A 19,692-nucleotide genomic window follows, 5' to 3' on the forward strand; every position below is an offset into this window, starting at 1 on the left:
GTAGGTAGGTGACCACACCTGTGCGCCTTTCACGACCGACGTCGTGAGGGGCGCACAGGTGCATCGAGTCCGCAGGCGTCCCGCGTCCTGCGGACTGAGACCAGAAAGGTCGACCGCATGTCCAGCACCGCAACTTTCGGCTCCAGCGTCCTGGGGTATCCCCGCATCGGACCGCGTCGCGAACTCAAGCGCGCCCTCGAGGCCTACTGGCACGGTACGGGCACACAAAAGGAACTCGTCACCGTCGCCCGGGAACTCCAGGAGGAGACCTGGAGCGAACTTGCCGCGACGGGTCTGACGCAGGTCCCGGGCAACACGTTCTCGTACTACGACCACGTGCTCGACAACGCGCTGCTCTTCGGGGCGGTGCCCGAACGCTTCCGGCCGCTGGAGAACGAGCTCGACCCACTGGATTTCTACTTCACGATGTGCCGCGGCCGTCCCGACTTCCCGCCGCTCGAACTGGTGCGGTTCTTCGGCACCAATTACCACTACCGCCAACCCGAACTGGACGAGAACACCACGTTCTCCCTGCGTTCCGAGACGGTGCTGGACGAATTCGAGCGGGCCAAGGCCAGGGGAATCGAGCTGCGTCCCGTCGTCCTCGGACCCGTCTCGCTCCTGCTGCTGTCGAAGGTGGGGCCGACCTCCCACCAGAGCGGTTTCTCGACGCTCGACCTGCTGGACAGGATTCTCCCCGAGTACGCGCGACTGTTCGAGCAGCTCGCGAAGGCCGGCGCCACCTGTGTGCAGCTCGACGAGCCGTCGTTCACCGAAGACCGCACACCCGACGAACTGGCCGCCCTGAAGCGTGCCTACGAAAAGTTGTCGCACGCGCCGCTGCGCCCGCGTCTTCTCGTCACCGGCCCCTACGGTCACCTCGGTGAGGCCCTCGCCATTCTCGCCGAAACGAAGGTGGAGGCTGTCGGTCTCGATCTGGTGAGCCATCGGATGAGTGCCGACGAGCTCGCGAAGATCCCGGGTCTGCGGCGCAAGCGCATCTACGCCGGCGTGGTGGACGGCCGGAACGTGTGGCGGGTGGACCGGTACGTCACGCTCACCTACCTCAACACGATCAAGGACATCGTGCCGGACCTTGTGGTGTCCACCTCGACGTCGCTGCTGCACGTGCCGTACGACGTGCTGTCGGAATACGACATTCCGGGCGACGTCGCAGATCGCCTCGCGTTCGCCAAGCAGAAGGTCGGCGAAGTGGTGTCGCTGGCGAGGGCGCTGACCGAGGGGCCGTCGGAGAAGTGGCGCAAACGTCCCACCTCGGTGCACTTCAAGCTCAAGCACGCGGTGCGCGCCCGGGTGAACGCCGTCAAGCAGTCCGACCGTGTCCGGGTTCCGTACGAGGAGCGGCGGGTCGCCCAGCAGGAGCGGCTGAACCTGCCCCTGGTGCCCACGACCACGCTCGGATCGTTTCCGCAGACCAGCGAGATCCGCCAGGCGCGGTACGAGCTGGGCGAGGGCCGCGTGGAGTGGGAGGACTACTACAAGCGCATCCAGGCGGAGATCGAGAGCACCATCCGGCTGCAGGAGGACATCGGACTCGACGTTCTCGTGCACGGTGAGCACGAGCGCAACGACATGGTCCAGTACTTCGCGGAACTTCTCGAGGGGTACGCGTTCACCCACAACGGCTGGGTGCAGGCGTACGGCTCGCGCTGCACCCGTCCGCCGATTCTGTACGGTGACGTCGCGCGGCCCAAACCGATGAGCGTCGAGTGGATCGCCTACGCGCAGTCGCTGACGGACAAGCCGGTGAAGGCGATATTGACGGGCCCGGTCACGATGATCGCGCGTTCGTTCGTCCGCCAGGACCAGCCGCTGCACGAGACGGCGGACCAGTTGGCGCTCGTGGTTCGCGACGAGATCGCCGACCTCGAGGCCGCGGGAATCGCGATCATCCAGGTGGACGAGCCGGCGATTCGTGAGTTGCTGCCGGCGCGCGAGGACGGTCGCGAGGCGTACCTGGAGTGGGCGGTCGACGCGTTCCGTCTCGCCACGGGTGCTGCCAAGCCGGAGACGCAGATCCACACGCATCTGACGTACACGAGCCGGGCGGCGGTGGTCGACGCCATCGAACGGCTGGACGCGGATGTCACTGCCATCGTGGCCACCCGATCCATCACCTGGGTGTTGGACGCCCTCAAGGAGCGGGCACTCACGCACGGCGTCGGACCCGGTGTGTACGAGAGCCGTTCGGCGCGCATCCCCGACATCGACGAATTGGACGAACTCCTCACCGAGGCGAGCAAGTCCATCTCGTTGGAACGGCTGTGGGCCAATCCGGACGGTGGGCTCAAGACGCGTCACTACTGGCAGCTCGAACCCTCTCTGCGCAACATGGTGGCCGCAGCCCATCGCCTCCGGCGCCGGGCGGAGAAGGAAGAATCGGACGCCTGATACCGAACACACGCCGCGGGTCGCGCACGAGCGCGGCCCCCGGCGTGTGTGTAGCGGTGCGAACAGGTAGTCATATACGCATGGTTACCGCCGCTGCATACGCAGTTACATCCAGCACGAGTCCATTCGAGAAGATCACGATCGAGCGCCGGGAACTCGGCCCTCTCGACGTGCTCATCGAGATCAGGTACGCGGGTATCTGCCACTCCGACATCCACACCGCGCGCGGCGAATGGGGCACCCCCCACTACCCGGTGGTGCCCGGGCACGAGATCGCGGGTGTGGTGACCGCGGTCGGCTCCGGCGTGACCCGTCACCGGGTGGGTGCCCGGGTAGGCGTCGGGTGTTTCGTCGATTCCTGCGGAGAATGCGACGCGTGCCGCGCCGACGACGAGCAGTACTGCTTCAACCGGGTGACCGGCACCTACAATTCCCGAGGTCGCGACGGCGAATGGACGCAGGGCGGGTACTCGACGCATATCGTCGTCACCGAGCGTTTCGTGGTGTCGATACCCGACGGGCTCGCCCTGGACATCGCAGCGCCGCTGTTGTGCGCCGGCATCACGCTGTACTCACCGCTTGTGCACTGGGACGCAGGCCCCGGCAAAAAGGTTGCCATCATCGGCATGGGCGGCCTCGGTCATGTGGGCGTGAAGATCGCACACGCCATGGGGGCGGAGGTAACCGTGCTGAGTCAGTCGCTGAGCAAGAAGGCCGACGGTGAGAAGTTCGGAGCCGACCGATATTACGCCACCTCGGACCCCGCGACGTTCAAGGAGTTGCGGTCGAAATTCGACCTGATCCTCAACACGGTGTCGGTGAACGTCGACATCGACGCATACATGTCGCTGCTCGCCGTCAACGGCACCCTGGTGGAACTCGGATTGCCCCAGAAGCCGATCGAGGTCCGTGCATTCAGCCTCGCGGCGAATCGTCGCAGCCTCGCGGGCTCCAACGTGGGCGGACTGGCGCAGACGCAGGAAATGCTGAACTTCTGCGCCGCGCACGGCATCGGCGCCGAAATCGAGGTTATCCCCGCGAGCGAGATCGACGACGCCTACGACAGGGTGGTGGCCGGTGACGTGCGGTACCGATTCGTAATCGACACGGCAACGATCTGAGTTCACACCTCGCCGAGTTGATCTCGGAGGGATGACAGCGTCTTCGCCAGCAGCCTCGACACGTGCATCTGCGAGATACCTACCCGATCCGCGATCTGGGTCTGGGTCATGTTTCCGAAGAATCGGAGCATCAGCACCGTGCGCTCGCGGTCCGGTAGTGATTCGAGCAGTGGGCGCAGGGTCTCGTGGTTCTCCACATCGGCCATCGCGGCGTCGTAGTCCCCGATGGTTTCGACCATGGACAGCTCGCCGCTGCGGTCGGACGATGTGTTGTCGACCGAGACGGTCTGGTAGGCATTGCCGGCGAGGAGCCCCTGGCCGACTTCCTCGGGATCGAGGTCCAGGTAGTGTGCCAGTTCGCTCACGGTGGGGGCGTGGCCGAGGCTCTGGGACAGCTCGGCCACGGCCGAGCTCAGGGCCAGATGGAGTTCCTTCATGCGGCGAGGGACGCGCACCGCCCAGCCCGTGTCCCGAAAGTGCCTGCGTACCTCGCCCATGATGGTGGGAACCGCGAACGACACGAAGTCGGAACCTCGGGTCACGTCGAAGCGGTCGACCGAGTTCACCAGGCCCAGTCGCGCGACCTGAACCAGATCGTCATGCGCCTCGCCCCGTCCGTCGAAACGCCGGGCAATGTGTTCTGCGAGGGGGAGGCACCGGGTCACCAGGGCGTCCCGCAGGACACTTCGCCGGGGATCGTCCTCGCCGAGCGCCGCCATCTGCTCGAAGAGCTTTGCGACATCCTGATACTCGTCCGGCCAACGCGCCGTGCTTCCACCGCGGTGAGCGTGGGAGGTCACTAGAGCGAGCCGTTCTTCACCTTGGTGAATTCCATGGTGGTGACGTGGGCCGAGCCGGGGTCGGCGAGGTCGGGTTCGTGTCTCATGTCGATCGAATCGGTGAGCGCAGCGAGGACGTGCCAGCCGAACGACCGTTCCCCGAGTGAGTCGACACCGGTGGTCGTGGTGGAGACGGAGACGCGCAGAGTGCTGTCGAAGTACTGGAGTCGGCACACCAGGACTGCGTCGGCCGCCGCACGGACGATCAATTGGGTGCAGATCTCGTCCATCGCCAGCTTGATATCGGCAATGGCATCGAGATCGAAGTCCTCGTGGATGGCAATCGTAGCGGCCAGGGCCCGTAGTACGGAGAGCTGATCGGGTGTAGCTCGAACGCGCAACTCGACGACGGGATGTGTGTGGTCCTGATCGGGTTCGATTGTCTTGGCGATGGCCATGAGACCTCCGGATCGGGCGGTGCCTGGTGGGGCGGGGCGGGGTCGGCTCGCTGCGTTCGAGAAGTCAGGCCAGCGGTCCGGCACCTCACGGGGAATACCGCAGAACGGTACAGGTCAAACCAGTCCGAGCAGTACGTTTGGGCGGTAGGGTGATCGGAAAGGCCGGCTTCTCGAGGCCTCGACGGGCCGTGTGAGTCGATGGAGACATGCGGGATGCCTGACGAATTTCACCGGAACACGCTGGCATATGGCGTCGACGCCCAGACGGGCGGCGACAGTCCCGAACGGGTCGACCCCGAACAGGTCGACCTGGTGACCGGTTCGCTCGAAGCTGTGCTCGATCTCTTCGAGACCGAAGACGAGATCAACGTGGTCCTGGGCGGACTGTGCCGCCAGGTGGTCCAGGCGTTCCCGGCGGCGCTGGACGCCGCGATCACAGTTATCCGGCCCACGGGTCCCGTCACGGTCGCCTCGACCTCGCGGGAGGTGCTGCCGGTCGAAGCTGCACAACTGCGCTTCGACGACGCGCCGTGCCTGTCCGCGGCCCGGTCGCGAGCCATCGTTCGGGCCGACATCGCGACTGCGCGTGAGCGGTGGCCGGAGTTCGCGGCTATTGCGCAGCAGGCGAACATGCACAGTTACCTTTCGGTGCCGTTGCTGATCGATGCGGAGTACTCGGGGGCACTGAACCTGTACGGGGAGTTCCCGCACGCATTCCACAGGATGGACGAATCGCTACTCGAGTTGTACGTGGTCTCGGCGGGCAGCGCTCTGCGCAGCGCACGGCGGTACAGCGAGGCGCGGGTCCTGGTGGAAGGGCTTCGCGTAGCGCTGCGTTCGCGTGCGGTGATCGATCAGGCAAAGGGAATCGTCATGGCGTTGCGCGGCATCGACGCGGAAGAAGCGTTCCGCGTCCTGGTCGAACGATCCCAGCACGAAAACGTCAAACTCCGTGTCGTGGCCGAAAGAGCGGTCCGCGCGGTAGCGAGACGAAACGCTCAGCGGAGTCGTCATATATAGCTCACCTGCCTATTACGGGGCAAGGGTTCTGTTATTTCCTTGTGACACATCACGGTCGGGGGTACCCTCGTATCGAGGTTGAGCACACAGCCGATTCGGAAAGCGCTGCGACGGCAGACGTTGCCGGAGGCCGGGATCGGATGGTCTGCGAGTGCTCCGCTTTCCCGTCGAGTTCCAGATGGGGTGAGACATGTCTGTAGTTCCAGAACCTGCACTGGCCTTTTCGGGCGGGGTGACGGGTATTCAATGCAAGTCGAGAGTACCGCTCGCGGCGAGTGATTCCGCCACGACACACTGTACGAGTGCCGGATTCAGTTCCGAGAGGATCGGCTCCGGTGTGGTGCTGGTCGGGGTTCGGGGTGAAATCGATCTGTGCAGTGCGCCCGAGCTGCGTGAATACGTGGGCGCCCGGATATCGTCGGAATCTCATTTGATCCTCGACATGTCGAAGGTCGACTTCATCGGAACCGCAGGGTTGGCGGTGCTCGATACGGTCAATTCCACGAGCCTCCGAGACGGACGGGTATGGGCTTTGATCTGCGGCAGGCCGGTGTCCCGGTTGCTTCGCGCGGCCGGTCGGGAGAGAAATTATCCGTGTTTCGAGTCTCTGGACAGCGCGCTGGGGTCTTGGCACGGAAGAACTGCATGATCGGCTTCGTCCGGTAAGGATCGCCGAAAGAACCGGTGCGCACGTTCACTGCGCACCGGTTCTCACTGCGCACCGGTTCTCACTGCGCACCGGGTTCTCTCAATGGGCACCGGTTCGGCCGGCCCTCGGAGGTCCGGAGACGCAACGCCCGTAGGCGCGCAGGGTATCCATCGCGACCCGGTCCCACGAGTACCGGGCCCGCGCGCGGTCGCAGCCGGCCATGCCGAATCCTGCGCGCAATGCGTCGTCGTCGAAGATCTGTTTCAGTGCTTCGGTGAGCCGCTCCGGATTGCGCGGCGAGATCAGGCGTCCGGTGATTCCGTCGACCACCGTGTCCCGCATCCCGCCGACCGCGGACGCCACCACCGGTGTGCCGCAGGCCATCGCCTCGAGCGGGACCATCCCGAACGGCTCGAACCACGGTGTGCATACCACCGCGTCCGCGGATCTCAATAGTGACGGCATGTTCTTCCGCGATACCCGGCCCACCAGACGAACGCGGCTACGTACTCTGGCATCCTTGGCCAGCGCGTGCAGGCGGACGGCTTCGGGGTGCGCGTCCAGGTCGTCCGCCGCGGGGCCGCCGGCGATCACGAGTTCGGTGTCGGGGAAATGGCGCAGGGCCTCGATGGCGGTGTCGAAACCCTCGGTGGGAGACAGTTTGCCCACCATCACGAGACGGTGCCGTTTCCCTTTCTCGTCAACCGCGCCGTCCGGCGTGAACTCGGTGACGTCCACGCCCGACGGGACCACCGATGTTCGCGAGCGCGGCAGACCGAGGTGGGAGAGCTCGAAGACCTCGTCGTTGCATGTGGCAACGACGCGGGTTGCTCCGCGGGCGATCAACTGTTCCAAATGGACTCGATCGGGAGCCCGGACGGGCTTCGGTTTCTGGAAGCGCTGTTCGACAACGCCGAGAGCGTGGAACGTCTGGATCACGGGGATCCCGAGCGTGCGGGCCGCGAGTTGGGCCGCGATCCCGGACATCCAGTAGTGCGCGTGCACGATGTCGGGGCGTTCGTTCTCCCATTCGGTCTCGAGAAATCCGCCGAACGCCCCCATCAGCGGCAGAACTTCCTCCACCGGCATCCTCCTCGGTGGCCCCACAGGAACGTGGACCACCGTGTACCCGGCGTGTGTGATGACCCGGTCGGGCACGTCGGGGTTCTCACGGCGGGTATAGACGGTGACGTCGTGACCCGCTCGTGTGAGGGCGGCCGAGAGCTCGGCGAGATGGATGTTCTGTCCCCGGATGACGGCTCCGTCCGAGTCTTCCGAAGGCATGGTGTCGAGAGGTCCGGCATTTCCCGAGACCATCGATATCTTCAATCGACGAGAAGTGCCGACTGTGGCCGTTCTCATCGGCTGGGCTCCGCAGACGGGTGGCCTGGTAGGGCGATGGGTGGCGGTCATGGATCGGGGATTCCCGAACCCCGCGGAAGTAAACCGACCGGCCCAGACTCTGTTACGGAAGAGTCGCCACCGCGCCTTCGATATTGCGAACGGATAGCCGCGCGTCAATACCAGTGACGGCGGCCGCCCACGGCGCGGCCGGTGGCACCGAGAAGCCACAGGATCGCTCCGATCACGACGAGGATGATGCCGATCGTCCACAACACCGAGATGTCGGCGAGCCACCCGATCAAGAGCAGGATCAAACCGAGAATAATCATGATTTTCCTCGTTTCCTCATCCCACCGAGGTGAGAACCGAGCCCCCACGGGGACCCTTCTCGGCCTCGTCTACCCCTGCGCCCATGGCGTAGGTCAAATGTCCGCCGAGTGCGCCGCCCAGTCCGACGGCGACGACTCCGGCCACGCTCGCCGCGATGGCACGCGCATCGGTGCCTCGCCTGCGGCGCACGAACGACGCCGCCAGAGCGCTGATACCGGCGGCGTTCACACCGGCATGGATCTGGCCCACGCGTCGCTGACGGGTGTTCCGCTCGGCCCAGTCGGCCCAGCCGGTCATCAAGGTGGGAGGCGTCGCCACGAGACCCAGGCCGATCAGCCGGCGGGCGGCGACATGATCACGAAGTACCAGATCGAACACGGTGGCGCCGACCCACGTCCCGATCGGCACCGTGACCAGGACGGGATGCAGGGGGTGGCCGAGCCAGGATCCGCGCAGGAGTGGTCCGGTGCCGCTCTTCCCGAGGGACGCGCGGATCCGCTGCTGCAGAACGCTGCTGCCGCCGTCGAGGAAGCTGGCATCCTCTGTCTTACCGAAGAGTGGCTCGAGGTTCATGGTCTCCGATTACCCCAGGCCGCGACTGCGAAACGGACGCGGGACCGAGCCCGTCCACCTTGTCGGCGATGCAGGTCAAGGGTAGCGTCGTGGCTAGGTTCTTCCCGGATGAGCGACAAGGTCAGGTGAGCGACGATGAAGCTCAATCTCTTCGCTGCGTGGGTCAGCTTCACACTGGTGCTGGGCGCCGTGATTGCTCTCGGCGGGTTTCTGTTCGCCGCGGCGTCGGGAAACGCCGGATGGGCGATCGTCTCCGGTGTCCTGTGCCTTGTGGCGCTCGGTGGAGCAATGGCACTGTTCGGTGGCACCGTCCGCCACGACCACCGGGTGCATCACCCGACACCACATATGTTCTGACGCCGTTCTCGCGAGACGCGAGTGCCGGTGACCGTCAGGACTCGGCGAGTCGCTGCTTCTCCACTTCCACATCGAAGTCGGCGGGTGGCCAGTCGAGTTCGAGTTTCTCCAGGGCGTCGATCAGGAGTTCGGTGACGGCGATCCGGCTGTACCATTTCCGGTCGCACGGCACGACGTACCAGGGCGCGTACTCGGTGGACGTCTTGTCCAGCATCGCCTGGTAGGCCTCCTGGTATGCGGGCCACAGCTTGCGTTCGGTGACATCCCCGGGGTTGTACTTCCAGTACTTGTCCGGGCGGTCGAGCCTTTCCTTCAGTCGCGCCTTCTGTTCGTCCAGCGACACGAACATGGCGACCTTCACCAGCGTCATGCCTTCGGCGACGAGTTCTTTCTCGAACTGGTTGATCTCGTCGTATCGCGCGCTCCACACGCTTTCGGGAACCAGATTGTGGACACGGACGACCAGGACGTCCTCGTAGTGGGACCGGTCGAACACGCCGAGCTGTCCGCTGCGGGGCAGGGCCTTGTTGACGCGCCACAGGTAGTGGTGCCGTTTCTCCTCCGGAGTCGGAACACCGAACGATGTGTGGTCGACACCCTGGGGATTGACGTGCCCGATGACGTGCCGGACCATTCCGCCCTTGCCCGCGGTGTCCATGCCCTGCAGGACGAGAAGGACCGAGCGGTTGTCACCGGAACGGCCTACGGCGTACAGCTTTTCCTGGAGTGCGGACAATACTGCACCCCGTTCTTCGAGGAGTCGCTCACCATCGGCCTTGCTGCCCGCGAACCCGGGCGTGCCGCTCCGGTCGAGTTCGAAGATCGGCTGTCCGGGGCGGGCGCGAAGCGCCTCCACCGGGGGAACCTTCCAGATTCCGCTTGTGCTGTCGTCCATGTCCAAACAGTGCCACACCGGCGGTTCCGTGGGTTCGACTTCACGCGCGCGCGAACGGCCGGGTTCGAGTTTTACGCGCGCGCGAACGGCGGCGATGTCACACCGTCCACCAGGTGGCTGCCCCAGAGGTCCACCTCGGTAATGCGAGCGAGGGCTGTGCCTTCGGGTCCGGTGATCCGCAGTTCGGTACCGGGCGTCAGGTCGGCATCCGCACCGAGCGCGTCGGTCAGGGTACGTACCCGTCCGTGCCAAACGTAGCGTCCACTGATCGGCTCGAAATGTCCGGCGAGATGAACCTGGACGGTCACGGCCGGAGAACCGTCGACGACCACCTCGGCGAGACCTCGGTAGCCGGCTTCTTCCTCGGTGTCGTTCACGAACCCGAGTTTACCTGTTACCGAAAGTTACACAAGTATGCGGGCGTTCTAGTCGGTGGTCTGCGGAAGCAGGGGATGAGGAATCGAGTTGAAGCGTGCAGGAGAACCGTTGACGGCGGCGATGCCCGCCACACCGCCCCACGTCATCATCGTGAGGTAGTTGATGAGGTCCTCGACGGACATCGACCGGTGCGAGATCCACCAGTGGGTGGCCAGTTGCACTCCGCCGACGATCCCGTACGCCCACGGCACCGCGCCGCCCGAGTCCATCTCCATCAGACGTAGGCGCTCACCGAGAACGGTGGCCAGTACCTCGGCGATCATCCGCTCGGAATCGGCCACGGCATCGCGGCCGGGGCTCGCGCCGTTGGCCGTGATGTAGAGGTACACGTCGGGGTCCGACGCCACCGTCTCCACATACGCGGTGATCGTGGCGCGGGTCAGTTCGAATTCGTCGAGATCACCGCCGATGGCCTCATAGATCCGCGGTGCGAGGGTGGTCTCCACGTAGCGTGCCATCGTCGCATTCGTCAAGTCGTTCTTGTCCGCGAAATAGCGGTACAGCACCGTCTTGGACACGCCGATCTCGGATGCGATCTCGTCCATGCCGATGTCCCGGCCTCGGAGGCGGACGGCAGCGATCGTTCCGTCGACGAGTTCCTCGCGGCGCGCGATCTTGTGCTCGCGCCAGCGCCGCTTGCGCCCGTCCGGCTTGGCCGCCTTGTCCGTTTTCGTCGTCGACTCGATTCCTTGCTCGGAAACTGTCACTTCGTCGGTCGCCACTGCGTGTAGTCACATCCGTTTCTTCTCGATCTTGACGTCAGCTTAGTGCTCCACTCGTAGCCTTCGGCAGAATGGCTCCTGTGGACCAATTGAGCCTCTCCGCCGCAGACGACGCCGCAAAGCGCCGGGACCTCCGCAAGATGAAGATCGTGGCGACGGGGTTCCTCGTTCTCGCGACCGTTGTCTATCTCCTGTGCCGGTGGCAGGAATCGCGCGGGGCGGGGGAGTGGGTCGGCTACGTCCGCTCAGCGTCCGAGGCGGGCATGGTCGGCGCGCTCGCCGACTGGTTCGCGGTGACGGCGCTGTTCCGCCATCCTCTGGGCCTCCCCATTCCTCACACCGCGATCATCAAGCGGAAGAAGGACCAGCTCGGCGCCAGCCTGAGCAGCTTCGTCGGCCAGAACTTCCTGGCACCCGAGGTCGTGTCCGCGAAGGTGGAGGCCGCGCAGGTGCCACTGCGGCTCGGTACCTGGATGGCGCACCCGCCGCACGCCGAGCGGGTCGCAGCCGAGACGGCCACGATTCTGCGGGGTGTCGTCGAGGTGCTCCGGGACGAGGACGTGCAGCAGATCATCGACAGCACCCTCGTACGCCGACTCGCCGAACCGGAATGGGGGCCGCCCATCGGACGCGTGCTCGGTGAACTGCTCCGAGAAAATCGTCAGCTGCCCATCCTCGATCTCCTCGCCGAACGTGCGCATCAATGGGCGCTCGGAAGTCAGGAAACCATCGATCGCATCGTCACTCGGGATTCGCCGGCCTGGTCACCCAAATTCGTCGACGCGATGCTGGGCGAGAAGATCCATCGCGAGCTGGTCGAGTTCACCTGGAAGGTGCGGTCCAATCCGGAACACGAGGTACGCCAGGCTGCAAATCGATTCCTGGTGGACTTCGCCGACGATCTGCAGAACGATCCGGCCACCAAGGAGAAGGCCGAGAAGATCAAGGCCGAGATCATGGGCCGGGAGGAAGTGACGGGGCTCGCCGCCGCGACGTGGACGGTGGCGAAGCGGCTCATCATGGAATCCGTCGACGACCCGAACAGCACACTGCGAACCAAGGTCGCAGAAAATGTCGTGCGGCTCGGTGAGAGATTGCGCGACGACGTGGAGCTTCGGACGAAGGTCGACGGGTGGCTTCGGGCCGGAACGCGCTACGTCGCCGTCCACTACACGGACGAGATCACCGGAGTCATCTCCGACACCGTCGAGCGGTGGGACGCAGAGGAAGCAAGCAAGAAGATCGAGCTCCAGGTGGGCCGGGATCTGCAATTCATTCGCATCAACGGCACCGTGGTCGGATCGGTCGCGGGACTTGCGATCTACACGGTGTCGACGCTCCTGTTCGGTTGAGCGTTCCAGCGGCGCCTCCCGGGCGCTAACAGAGTGCTTGCAATTGCTAGCACCCTGTTCTAGGCTTGGTGGTGCCCAGCAAACGGAGGAGCGATGGCAAGCGAAGATCGTGATGCTGCCGGTGCCGGCGATCTGGCGACGCGTGTAGTGACGAATGCGGCCCACGACATCGGGGGTTTCATTCGTGCGCAACGTGAAGCTGCGCAGGTCTCGATGCGTCAGTTGGCACAGCTTGCCGGGGTCAGCAATCCATATCTGAGTCAGATCGAGCGTGGGTTGCGCAAGCCTTCGGCAGAAGTCCTTGCGCAGATAGCCAAGGGTCTCCGGGTGTCCTCGGAGGTCCTGTATGTCCAGGCGGGGTATCTCGAGCAAAGGCCCCACGGTCCGATCCGCGACGCCCTGCTCACGGACACGGCCATCACCGAGCGGCAGAAGCAGGTGTTGCTCGAAATCTATGAATCCTTCTGTCGTGAGAACGAAGCGACGGTGGCGGCGCAGCGCCGTGCCGACGACATGCATGCAGAAGATCGCCAGCGTTCTGAATCCCAGACGCCGGAACCCCTCATCGTTGAACAGGAGAAAGCCGATGACTGACGAGAAGACCAAGGACAGCGTCAAGACCTCGCTCTACGCCGCAGTGGGTGCCGGCGACGTAGTGGTGCAGGCCGTGGCCGACGTGGTCGCCCAGGTACGTTCGCGGGCCGAGGCGACTCAGGGAGATGTCGAAGGTCGCGTGGGCGAGGCCCGCGGACGTTTCGCAGAACTCCAGGAGGGCGTCGAGAGCCTGCGCGATCGACTGGCCGGTCTCCCTTCCGAGCTGCCCGAAGAACTCGCCGAGCTGCGAGAGAAGTTCACCGCGGACGAGCTGCGCAAGGTGGCCGAGGCGTACCTGAAGGTTGCCTCCGATCTGTACACCTCCCTCGCGGAGCGTGGCGAGGACGCCGTCGAGCGCATCCGGAAGCAACCCGTCGTCGGCGAGCAGATCGAGCGCGCAGAGGCGGCACTCGGTGAAGCGGTGGAACTGACCGAGGAAGCTCTCGGCACGGTAGCCCGTCAGACGCGTGCCGTGGGCGAGCAGGCCGCCAAGTTGGCCGGTCGCGCTTCGGGTCGTATCTCCGACACTGCAGAGGGGCTCGGCGAGGCCATCGCGGACGCCGGCGACGAGGCTGCCATCCGGGTGCTCGACCTGGGTGATCAGGCTCAGGGAGTGTCCGAGGAAGCCGCCGAGCGCGTAGAGGCCACCGCTGCGGGAGTGGAGGCTCGCGCCGAGACAGCGAAGAAGTCGGCTGACCAGCAGGCCGCCCCGGCCAAGAAGGCGCCCGCCAAGGCCGCTCCGGCGAAGGCTGCTCCGGCGAAGGCTGCTGCCGCGGCTCCCGCAACTCCCGCCGGCAAGGCGGCCCCCGCGAAGAAGGCTCCGCCGAAGAAGGCCTGATCTTCTGCGTCGTATCGGCCTCCGCACGTTCGGTGCGGGGGCCGTTCGCGTGCCGACCTCGTAGGATGGTGCTGTGATTGAAGTTGACGGCATCGTCTCGGTGATCTTGTGGGTAATTCGTATCGTCGCCCTCGGTGCGGCGGCATTCGCCCTGTTTCACGCAGCGCGCCAGCGCAAGGACGCCTTCACTGCGGTCGATAAATTGAGCAAGCCGATCTGGCTGAGCATCCTGGCCGTTGCGCTCCTCGTGCTCCTGGTCTTTCCCGTTGTGCAACTCTTCGGCATCGTCGCGGTGGTGGCGGTCTGTGTCTATCTCGTCGACGTCCGCCCGCGTGTCGACGACATTCAGCGCGGTCCTCGCTGGTAGCCCGGTAACCCCCGAACGGGTCCGGGTGTTTCCGTGCCCAAACGATGACAATGAGCATTGTGACAATGATAGTGTGAAACACGGCGAGGATCACCGAGGAGCTGAGATGTCTACGCGCGCTGCCAAGTCGAATCGGCACTACCACGACATGATTCGTAAGGGTTGTTCCACGACCGTCGTGGTTCTCGACGCGGTGGGATTCGTCGGTGGTCCGTCCCGTCTGCTTCCGCGAAGGGCCCACATCGTCTGATGAAGGAATACCGGATAGACGACCTCGCCCGCGAAGCGCGAGTGAGCGTCCGCAACGTTCGCGTGTATCAGGACCGCGGATTGCTGCCGCCCCCCCGGAAGCAGGGCCGCACCGGTTGGTACAATGAGGCGCATCTCGCGCGGTTGCACCTCATCGGACGGATGCTCGACCGCGGGTATACCTTCGCCACCATCAGCGAACTGCTCTCGGCAGCCCACTACGGACTCCAGGTCAAGGACGTACTCGAGACCGACGACCCCGGCAGTCGCTGGCGAAACCGTCGTCGGGCGGCCCGGGTGTCGTTGTCGGAACTGCGGCGCATGTTCGGCGCGCAGACCACGGCGGCAAACATCGCGCGGGGAACCGACCTCGGTGTTCTCGCGCCCACCGGGGATGACTACTCCGTCGACAACCCGCATCTGGTCGAGGCTGCGCGGGTGCTCGTCGAGGCGGGTGTCCCTCTCGACGACGTCCTCGAACAGACCGAGGCGGTTCACCGGGGACTCACCGACGTCGCCGCGAGATTCGTGGGGGTGGTAGCTGAACGTTATCTCGCCGCCGAGGGCGAGACCCTCGATCTCGACGAATCGACGGTCACCGAGATCGCGAAGCTCGTCGACCGCATGCGACCACTCGCACACGACGTCGTCGAGACCATGTTCGAGGCGGCGATGGAAGAGCAGATCTCGAAGGCTCTGAGCGCAGCCGCCCGGCAACTCGGGGAGAAGACCGCCGCCGAGCGCAGCGGCGACACGAACCGCGCAAGTTGACACCACTTCTTCCGAATATGTCAGGGGTAAGCATGACCAGTAGTTCGCGCACCACCGCTCTCGGGGCCCTCGTCGGGGTGACCGGAGTGGGCGCAGCCTTCGCCATGGGCGCGGCGTTCCGACGACGGCGCGCCACCCGTGGATTGACGCTCTCCAGCGAGGTTCCGCCGAACGAGTTGCTGCAGACGCCGACCCATGACTTCGAGGTGACCGAGATCGTCACCGACGACGGAGCCACCCTGCACGTGCGCGCATACGGGCCCGAGGACGGTCATCCCATCGTGTTCAGTCACGGCTGGACGTGCTCGATCGAGTACTGGCATCCCCAGGTGAACGCCCTTGCCTCCGAATACCGGGTTATCACTTATGACCAGCGCGGTCACGGGCGCAGCACGGTGGGCACCCTTCCTCTGGGGCCCGACGTACTCGCGCACGATCTGGGCGAGGTGCTGAAGGTCACCGTGCGTGAGGACCGGAAGGCCGTGCTCGTCGGCCACAGCATGGGCGGCATGAGCATCATGGCGTGGGCGGGCAGGTACCCGCACCATGTGAAGAAGTACGCGTCCGCGGTGCTGCTCGCCAGCACCGCCAGCGACCGGCTCATCGCCGAGACCACCGTCATCCCATTGCCGAATCGCTTTCCCCGGGTCCCGGTGAATGTCGGTCGCGCAATCCTGAAGACACCGATGCCGCTGGTGTCGTCGCCGGTGATCACGAGGGCCATCCAGTACGTGTCGATGTCGCCCAATGCGACTCCGGCCGAAGTGCAGTTCTGCGAGAACATCGTCCGGGGCTGCCATCCGCGTGTGCGCGGCGGTTGGGGAGCCGCGCTCAGCGCACTCGACATCAACCACGCTCTGGACAAGCTGGAAGTTCCGAGCAGTGTGCTGGTGGGATCCATGGACCGGCTGACCCCGCCCGTGCACGCTCACAAATTGGCGCGGGTCCTCGAGGAGGCCGGAAATCTTGCGCGTCTCATCGTGCTGCCCGGAGTCGGGCACATGACCTCGGTCGAGAGCGTCGACGAATTCAACAAGGAGATCGTCCGGCTGCGCAATCTGTGAGCGCCGGCCTCCGCTAGCTGAAAACCACTGTCTTGCGACCGTGCACGAGGACGCGATCCTCGAGATGCCAGCGGAGGCCACGCGAGAGCACCAGTTTCTCGATGTCGCGGCCCTGCCGGACCATGTCCGCGACCTCGTCGGCGTGGTCGACTCGGATGACGTCCTGCTCGATGATCGGTCCTGCGTCGAGTTCGGCCGTGACGTAGTGGCAGGTGGCGCCGATCAGCTTCACGCCGCGCGCGAACGCCTGATGGTAGGGGCGTGCGCCGACGAACGACGGCAGGAAGCTGTGGTGGATGTTGATGGCACGCCCCGCCCAGTGCTCACACAGTTCCGACGGTAGTACCTGCATGAATCGGGCCAGCACGACCGCGTGCGGGTCGTGTGCGTCCACCAGTTCGCGGACCTGTTCGAACGCCGGTCCCCGCTCCGCCGGATCCTTGGGGAACGGCACGTGGTGGAAGTCGATCCCGTGGCGGCGCGTGACCGGCTCGAGATCGGCGTGATTGCCGATCACCGCGCAGATCTCAGCCGGCAGTTCACCTCCCGCGGCGCGGCCGAGCAGATCGTGCAGACAGTGCGCTTCCTTGCTGACCAGCAGGACGACGCGTTTGCGTTCGCCGGTGTCCGACACCGTCCACTCCGTCTCCGGCCCGAGTTCCGCTGCCACGACGGCGAACCGTTCACGGAGTTCGTCGACCGTCATGTCGATCGACGAGGCGCGCACGGCCTGACGGGTGAAGAACCAGCCGGTGTCGGCATCGGCGTGGTACGCGGCCTCCACGATCCAACCGCCTACGTCGGCCAGGAACGTCGAGATCCGGGCCACGATGCCGGTGCGATCAGGGCAGCCGAGAGACAGAACGTACTTGTGGTCCTCGGGTGAAGCGGTGCTCATACCGACAGTCTTTCAGGTTGCCGAGAACCCCTCGACGACGGCGGTGCCCACCAGTGTGCCGGCGTCGATGTGGTGTATCGCCCGCTCGGTCATCAGCGTGAGGAAATCGAGTCGGATGGCCTCGACCGTCGCGGGATCGAATGGTGCGAGAGCGCCGCGCATCGCCCCGCCCAGTACGAGGTCCCACGCGAACTCCGGTGTCGCGGGGATGATGTTGGAAAGTTCCCGTACCTCGGTCGAGTGGGTTCCCAGTTCACCCAGCCAGTGGCGGAGTCGGTCCGGGGTGTCGAGGTGTTCGAGCGGATCGAACGGTGCGGCCGTGTGTGGTTCGGGTTCCCCTGTCCGATGGCGGCCGACCGCGTCGAAGAACGCGCCCGCGAAATCACGCAGGGCGCCCCGGCGCCAGACCGTGATCCCGACTCTGCCGCCGGGACGAACCAAGCCGGTGAGGCGGGTGAAATCGGCATCCATATGGGGGAGGAAGAAGACGCCGTAGGAGCAGGCGAGCGCGTCGTAACCGTCGGCCGGCACGGTACTCGGAGGCTCCCAGGTGGTGGCGTCCGCGCACACGAACTCGATGTTCTGAAGACCACGCTCCGACGCGGTCAACCGTCCCAGCTCGAGCAGTTCGTCGGACAGGTCGATGGCATGGACCAACCCTGACGGACCCACCGCCGTCGCGGCCGGAAGGGCGGAAGAGCCGGCGCCGCAACACACGTCGAGAACGGCGTCGCCGGGGCCGAGGCCGAGTTGGAAGACGAGGGACTGTCCCGCGGGTGCCCACACCGCCGTGGTCAGGCGGTCGAATTCGCGCCGCGCAGCGTTGAACACCGATCCCGGATCGCTCATACGGGGAATGCTAGGCCGTATCGGGGGCCGCCGACGGTGTTGTGCGAAGCTCACAGGTATGCCCGCCGCTGCCCTGACCCGTTCCCAGGTCGCCGACATGGTCGACCACACGCTCCTCAAGCCGGAAGCCACCGCGGACGACGTGCGCGCTCTGATAGACGAGGCGCGTGCGCTCGGTGTTCTCGCGGTCTGCGTCTCACCGTCGATGCTGCCCGTCCGCGCACCCGGACTGGTGACCGCAGCAGTGGTCGGGTTCCCCTCCGGCAAGCATCATTCGCTCGTCAAGGGGGCCGAGGCCCGGCTGGCGGTGGACCAGGGTGCGCAGGAGATCGACATGGTGATCGATATCGGTGCCGCCGTGGCCGGCGACTTCAACGCCGTACTCGCCGACGTCCTCACCGTCCGGGAGGCCATCGGCGACGGTCCGGTGCTCAAGGTGATCCTCGAAACCGCGGTGCTCACCGATCACGCGATCGTGGAGTCGTGCCGTGCCGCGGAACGCGCCGGCGCGAACTTCGTGAAGACCTCCACCGGATTCCACCCGGCCGGCGGCGCCACCGTGGAGGCGGTGCGTCTGATGGCGCAGACCGTCGGTGGACGGATCGGCGTCAAGGCGAGCGGAGGCATCCGCACCACTCAGGCGGCGCTCGACATGATCGAGGCCGGGGCCACACGACTGGGCCTGTCGGGCACGCGGGGTGTTCTCGAGGGCTTGCCCGACTGACGGCTCGGAGGGCTTGCCCGGCTGATCACACGAGGATGCCGCAGCTGCTTTCCTGCGCCTGCTGCTGCTCCTGGGTGCCTGCCGCGGGCATCGTGTATTCGCCGCCCTCGAGGGTGATCTCGATGGCGTCGTCGGTGACCTCGAAAGAAGTCGGCTGCATGCCCAGTGGGTAGGTTTGCAGGCTGGAGGTCAGGGTCGAGACGATGCCGTCGACCAGGTCGGTCGGCAGTCCGAAGCCGAGGATCTCGGCGTTCACGGTCTTCACCTCGACGGTGCCGGCTACGACCTCGGGTCGCACCGTGAGGTCCGCGAGTCCGAAAGGCCCGACGGTGAATGTCAATGTTCCCTGGTCGGAATCGGACGTGACAGCGCTGACGAGCGAGCCGAACGCCTGCTGCTGCAGGGTGGCGAGAATCCCGGTGGTCGACCAGGTGACGTGGGCGTCCGAGCTGCCGATCGTGCCGCTGCTGTCGGGAGTGTTCTCGATGCGCACGTCGTTGACCTGGGCGTGCACCTGCATTCCCTGGGCGGGACCGAACTTCGTGTCGTCGCTGTCGATCGTGATGTACGGGACGTTCTTGTCGACCGACTGCAGAAGAACCGGCTTCCAGCTCAGGCCCACGTCTACCTGGGAGCCGAGCTGGGTCTCGAACTGGTCTGCCATGCAGGTCTTCACGCTGTGGCGAACATAGAGTTCGCCTCCGACGAGTACCGCCACCAGTGCGGCGATGACCACCAGTGAGATGACGAGCACACGATTACTTCGGGGAGCGGAGTTCGTTGGGGCTGTCATCGCACGTATTGTTCCCGACGACTCTGAACGAATTCTGTGAATGCGGTCGCGCGTCGCGGGATCCACTCGAAAGTGTGATGCGGACCACATTTGCT

Annotated in this window: 24 protein-coding genes; 13 read left to right on the plus strand and 11 right to left on the minus strand. The window is 65.3% G+C overall.

Going from position 1 to position 19,692, the window contains the following annotated elements; translation table 11 throughout:
• Window positions 1-117 precede the first annotated feature (117 nt).
• Together metE and WAW17_RS33060 are read left to right on the plus strand one after the other, a co-directional pair.
• Window positions 118-2,412 carry a 5-methyltetrahydropteroyltriglutamate--homocysteine S-methyltransferase gene (metE, locus tag WAW17_RS33055; RefSeq protein ID WP_422337044.1) on the plus strand — a complete coding sequence of 765 codons (2,295 nt, stop codon included), beginning with the start codon at window positions 118-120 and terminating at the stop codon, window positions 2,410-2,412.
• A gap of 80 nt (window positions 2,413-2,492) precedes the next feature.
• Window positions 2,493-3,533, plus strand: coding sequence for an NAD(P)-dependent alcohol dehydrogenase (locus tag WAW17_RS33060; protein WP_422337045.1), 1,041 nt, complete (start codon window positions 2,493-2,495; stop codon window positions 3,531-3,533).
• Between the two features lie 2 nt (window positions 3,534-3,535).
• Here WAW17_RS33060 and WAW17_RS33065 read toward each other — a convergent pair whose 3' ends face one another.
• Entirely contained in the window at window positions 3,536-4,333 is a 798-nt protein-coding gene (locus WAW17_RS33065) for a SigB/SigF/SigG family RNA polymerase sigma factor (RefSeq protein ID WP_422337046.1), read from the minus strand.
• Window positions 4,333-4,770 carry an ATP-binding protein gene (locus WAW17_RS33070; RefSeq protein WP_422337047.1) on the minus strand — a complete coding sequence of 146 codons (438 nt, stop codon included), beginning with the start codon at window positions 4,768-4,770 and terminating at the stop codon, window positions 4,333-4,335. The genes WAW17_RS33065 and WAW17_RS33070 overlap by 1 nt, the downstream gene beginning before the upstream one ends.
• Window positions 4,771-4,983: 213 nt before the next feature.
• Between WAW17_RS33070 and WAW17_RS33075 the strand changes: the two genes are divergently transcribed.
• Together WAW17_RS33075 and WAW17_RS33080 are read left to right on the plus strand one after the other, a co-directional pair.
• Window positions 4,984-5,790, plus strand: a complete 807-nt coding sequence (locus tag WAW17_RS33075; protein ID WP_422337048.1) for a GAF and ANTAR domain-containing protein — start codon at window positions 4,984-4,986, stop codon at window positions 5,788-5,790.
• Window positions 5,791-5,980: 190 nt separating this feature from the next.
• On the plus strand, window positions 5,981-6,439 hold the full coding sequence (locus WAW17_RS33080) for an STAS domain-containing protein (protein WP_422337049.1): 459 nt from the start codon (window positions 5,981-5,983) through the stop codon (window positions 6,437-6,439).
• A gap of 99 nt (window positions 6,440-6,538) precedes the next feature.
• Here WAW17_RS33080 and WAW17_RS33085 read toward each other — a convergent pair whose 3' ends face one another.
• The 3 genes from WAW17_RS33085 to WAW17_RS33095 form a co-directional block, all read right to left on the minus strand.
• Complete coding sequence (locus WAW17_RS33085; protein WP_422337102.1) at window positions 6,539-7,768, minus strand: glycosyltransferase; 1,230 nt, start codon at window positions 7,766-7,768, stop codon at window positions 6,539-6,541.
• A 188-nt stretch (window positions 7,769-7,956) separates the two neighbouring features.
• Entirely contained in the window at window positions 7,957-8,112 is a 156-nt protein-coding gene (locus WAW17_RS33090) for a DUF6131 family protein (RefSeq protein WP_422337050.1), read from the minus strand.
• Window positions 8,113-8,128: 16 nt separating this feature from the next.
• Window positions 8,129-8,686 carry a DUF2231 domain-containing protein gene (locus WAW17_RS33095; protein ID WP_422337051.1) on the minus strand — a complete coding sequence of 186 codons (558 nt, stop codon included), beginning with the start codon at window positions 8,684-8,686 and terminating at the stop codon, window positions 8,129-8,131.
• Between the two features lie 135 nt (window positions 8,687-8,821).
• Here WAW17_RS33095 and WAW17_RS33100 point away from each other — a divergent pair, with 135 nt between their 5' ends.
• A complete protein-coding gene (locus WAW17_RS33100) occupies window positions 8,822-9,043 on the plus strand; it encodes a hypothetical protein (RefSeq protein WP_422337052.1) in 222 nt (73 codons plus the stop codon).
• Window positions 9,044-9,077: 34 nt separating this feature from the next.
• Here the strand turns inward: WAW17_RS33100 and WAW17_RS33105 are convergent, their stop codons facing one another.
• From WAW17_RS33105 to WAW17_RS33115, 3 genes are all read right to left on the minus strand, one after another.
• Window positions 9,078-9,938 (minus strand): polyphosphate kinase 2 family protein, encoded by an 861-nt coding sequence (locus WAW17_RS33105; protein WP_422337053.1) that lies wholly within the window; start codon window positions 9,936-9,938, stop codon window positions 9,078-9,080.
• 71 nt (window positions 9,939-10,009) lie between these two features.
• Window positions 10,010-10,315, minus strand: coding sequence for a DUF4873 domain-containing protein (locus WAW17_RS33110; protein WP_422337054.1), 306 nt, complete (start codon window positions 10,313-10,315; stop codon window positions 10,010-10,012).
• Between the two features lie 48 nt (window positions 10,316-10,363).
• Entirely contained in the window at window positions 10,364-11,083 is a 720-nt protein-coding gene (locus tag WAW17_RS33115; RefSeq protein WP_422337103.1) for a TetR/AcrR family transcriptional regulator, read from the minus strand.
• Between the two features lie 95 nt (window positions 11,084-11,178).
• Here WAW17_RS33115 and WAW17_RS33120 point away from each other — a divergent pair, with 95 nt between their 5' ends.
• The 7 genes from WAW17_RS33120 to WAW17_RS33150 all read left to right on the plus strand — a co-directional run bounded on the left by WAW17_RS33120 (window position 11,179) and on the right by WAW17_RS33150 (window position 16,333).
• Window positions 11,179-12,450, plus strand: a complete 1,272-nt coding sequence (locus WAW17_RS33120; RefSeq protein WP_422337055.1) for a DUF445 domain-containing protein — start codon at window positions 11,179-11,181, stop codon at window positions 12,448-12,450.
• Between the two features lie 93 nt (window positions 12,451-12,543).
• Window positions 12,544-13,044, plus strand: coding sequence for a helix-turn-helix domain-containing protein (locus WAW17_RS33125; RefSeq protein WP_422337056.1), 501 nt, complete (start codon window positions 12,544-12,546; stop codon window positions 13,042-13,044).
• Window positions 13,037-13,882: a major lipid droplet protein TadA gene (tadA, locus tag WAW17_RS33130; RefSeq protein ID WP_422337057.1), complete on the plus strand. Its 846-nt coding sequence runs from the start codon at window positions 13,037-13,039 to the stop codon at window positions 13,880-13,882. Before WAW17_RS33125 ends, tadA begins: the two co-directional genes overlap by 8 nt.
• Window positions 13,883-13,955: 73 nt before the next feature.
• Window positions 13,956-14,249, plus strand: coding sequence for a DUF2516 family protein (locus WAW17_RS33135; protein ID WP_422337058.1), 294 nt, complete (start codon window positions 13,956-13,958; stop codon window positions 14,247-14,249).
• 106 nt (window positions 14,250-14,355) lie between these two features.
• The gene (locus tag WAW17_RS33140; RefSeq protein WP_422337059.1) at window positions 14,356-14,499 is read left to right on the plus strand and encodes a hypothetical protein; all 144 of its coding nucleotides are present in this window, start codon (window positions 14,356-14,358) and stop codon (window positions 14,497-14,499) included.
• Window positions 14,499-15,269 (plus strand): MerR family transcriptional regulator, encoded by a 771-nt coding sequence (locus tag WAW17_RS33145; protein WP_422337060.1) that lies wholly within the window; start codon window positions 14,499-14,501, stop codon window positions 15,267-15,269. The genes WAW17_RS33140 and WAW17_RS33145 overlap by 1 nt, the downstream gene beginning before the upstream one ends.
• 32 nt (window positions 15,270-15,301) lie before the next feature.
• Window positions 15,302-16,333, plus strand: a complete 1,032-nt coding sequence (locus WAW17_RS33150; protein WP_422337061.1) for an alpha/beta fold hydrolase — start codon at window positions 15,302-15,304, stop codon at window positions 16,331-16,333.
• A gap of 13 nt (window positions 16,334-16,346) precedes the next feature.
• Here WAW17_RS33150 and purU read toward each other — a convergent pair whose 3' ends face one another.
• A complete protein-coding gene (gene purU / locus WAW17_RS33155) occupies window positions 16,347-17,231 on the minus strand; it encodes a formyltetrahydrofolate deformylase (RefSeq protein ID WP_422337062.1) in 885 nt (294 codons plus the stop codon).
• 12 nt (window positions 17,232-17,243) lie between these two features.
• Window positions 17,244-18,080, minus strand: coding sequence for a class I SAM-dependent methyltransferase (locus WAW17_RS33160; protein ID WP_422337063.1), 837 nt, complete (start codon window positions 18,078-18,080; stop codon window positions 17,244-17,246).
• A gap of 58 nt (window positions 18,081-18,138) precedes the next feature.
• On the opposite strand from WAW17_RS33160, the gene deoC reads away from it, so the two are divergent.
• Window positions 18,139-18,804, plus strand: coding sequence for a deoxyribose-phosphate aldolase (deoC, locus tag WAW17_RS33165; RefSeq protein ID WP_422337064.1), 666 nt, complete (start codon window positions 18,139-18,141; stop codon window positions 18,802-18,804).
• A 25-nt stretch (window positions 18,805-18,829) separates the two neighbouring features.
• On the opposite strand, the gene WAW17_RS33170 is transcribed toward deoC, so the two are convergent.
• Window positions 18,830-19,597 (minus strand): DUF2993 domain-containing protein, encoded by a 768-nt coding sequence (locus tag WAW17_RS33170; RefSeq protein ID WP_422337065.1) that lies wholly within the window; start codon window positions 19,595-19,597, stop codon window positions 18,830-18,832.
• Between the last annotated feature and the right edge of the window lie 95 nt (window positions 19,598-19,692).

Origin of the sequence: Rhodococcus sp. (in: high G+C Gram-positive bacteria) (genome assembly GCF_049286785.1) — a bacterium.
Taxonomy (GTDB): Bacteria; Actinomycetota; Actinomycetes; order Mycobacteriales; family Mycobacteriaceae; genus Rhodococcus_F.

Coding starts and splice junctions, on each gene's coding strand:
- WAW17_RS33140 (WP_422337059.1), top strand. CDS start 14,356: ATGTCTACGCGCGCTGCCAAGTCGAATCGGCACTACCACGACATGATT.
- WAW17_RS33060 (WP_422337045.1), top strand. CDS start 2,493: ATGGTTACCGCCGCTGCATACGCAGTTACATCCAGCACGAGTCCATTC.
- metE (WP_422337044.1), top strand. CDS start 118: ATGTCCAGCACCGCAACTTTCGGCTCCAGCGTCCTGGGGTATCCCCGC.
- deoC (WP_422337064.1), top strand. CDS start 18,139: ATGCCCGCCGCTGCCCTGACCCGTTCCCAGGTCGCCGACATGGTCGAC.
- WAW17_RS33125 (WP_422337056.1), top strand. CDS start 12,544: ATGGCAAGCGAAGATCGTGATGCTGCCGGTGCCGGCGATCTGGCGACG.
- WAW17_RS33160 (WP_422337063.1), bottom strand. CDS start 18,080: ATGAGCGATCCGGGATCGGTGTTCAACGCTGCGCGGCGCGAATTCGAC.
- purU (WP_422337062.1), bottom strand. CDS start 17,231: ATGAGCACCGCTTCACCCGAGGACCACAAGTACGTTCTGTCTCTCGGC.
- WAW17_RS33070 (WP_422337047.1), bottom strand. CDS start 4,770: ATGGCCATCGCCAAGACAATCGAACCCGATCAGGACCACACACATCCC.
- WAW17_RS33075 (WP_422337048.1), top strand. CDS start 4,984: ATGCCTGACGAATTTCACCGGAACACGCTGGCATATGGCGTCGACGCC.
- WAW17_RS33150 (WP_422337061.1), top strand. CDS start 15,302: ATGACCAGTAGTTCGCGCACCACCGCTCTCGGGGCCCTCGTCGGGGTG.
- tadA (WP_422337057.1), top strand. CDS start 13,037: ATGACTGACGAGAAGACCAAGGACAGCGTCAAGACCTCGCTCTACGCC.
- WAW17_RS33090 (WP_422337050.1), bottom strand. CDS start 8,112: ATGATTATTCTCGGTTTGATCCTGCTCTTGATCGGGTGGCTCGCCGAC.
- WAW17_RS33095 (WP_422337051.1), bottom strand. CDS start 8,686: ATGAACCTCGAGCCACTCTTCGGTAAGACAGAGGATGCCAGCTTCCTC.
- WAW17_RS33080 (WP_422337049.1), top strand. CDS start 5,981: ATGTCTGTAGTTCCAGAACCTGCACTGGCCTTTTCGGGCGGGGTGACG.
- WAW17_RS33170 (WP_422337065.1), bottom strand. CDS start 19,597: ATGACAGCCCCAACGAACTCCGCTCCCCGAAGTAATCGTGTGCTCGTC.
- WAW17_RS33105 (WP_422337053.1), bottom strand. CDS start 9,938: ATGGACGACAGCACAAGCGGAATCTGGAAGGTTCCCCCGGTGGAGGCG.
- WAW17_RS33100 (WP_422337052.1), top strand. CDS start 8,822: ATGAAGCTCAATCTCTTCGCTGCGTGGGTCAGCTTCACACTGGTGCTG.
- WAW17_RS33145 (WP_422337060.1), top strand. CDS start 14,499: ATGAAGGAATACCGGATAGACGACCTCGCCCGCGAAGCGCGAGTGAGC.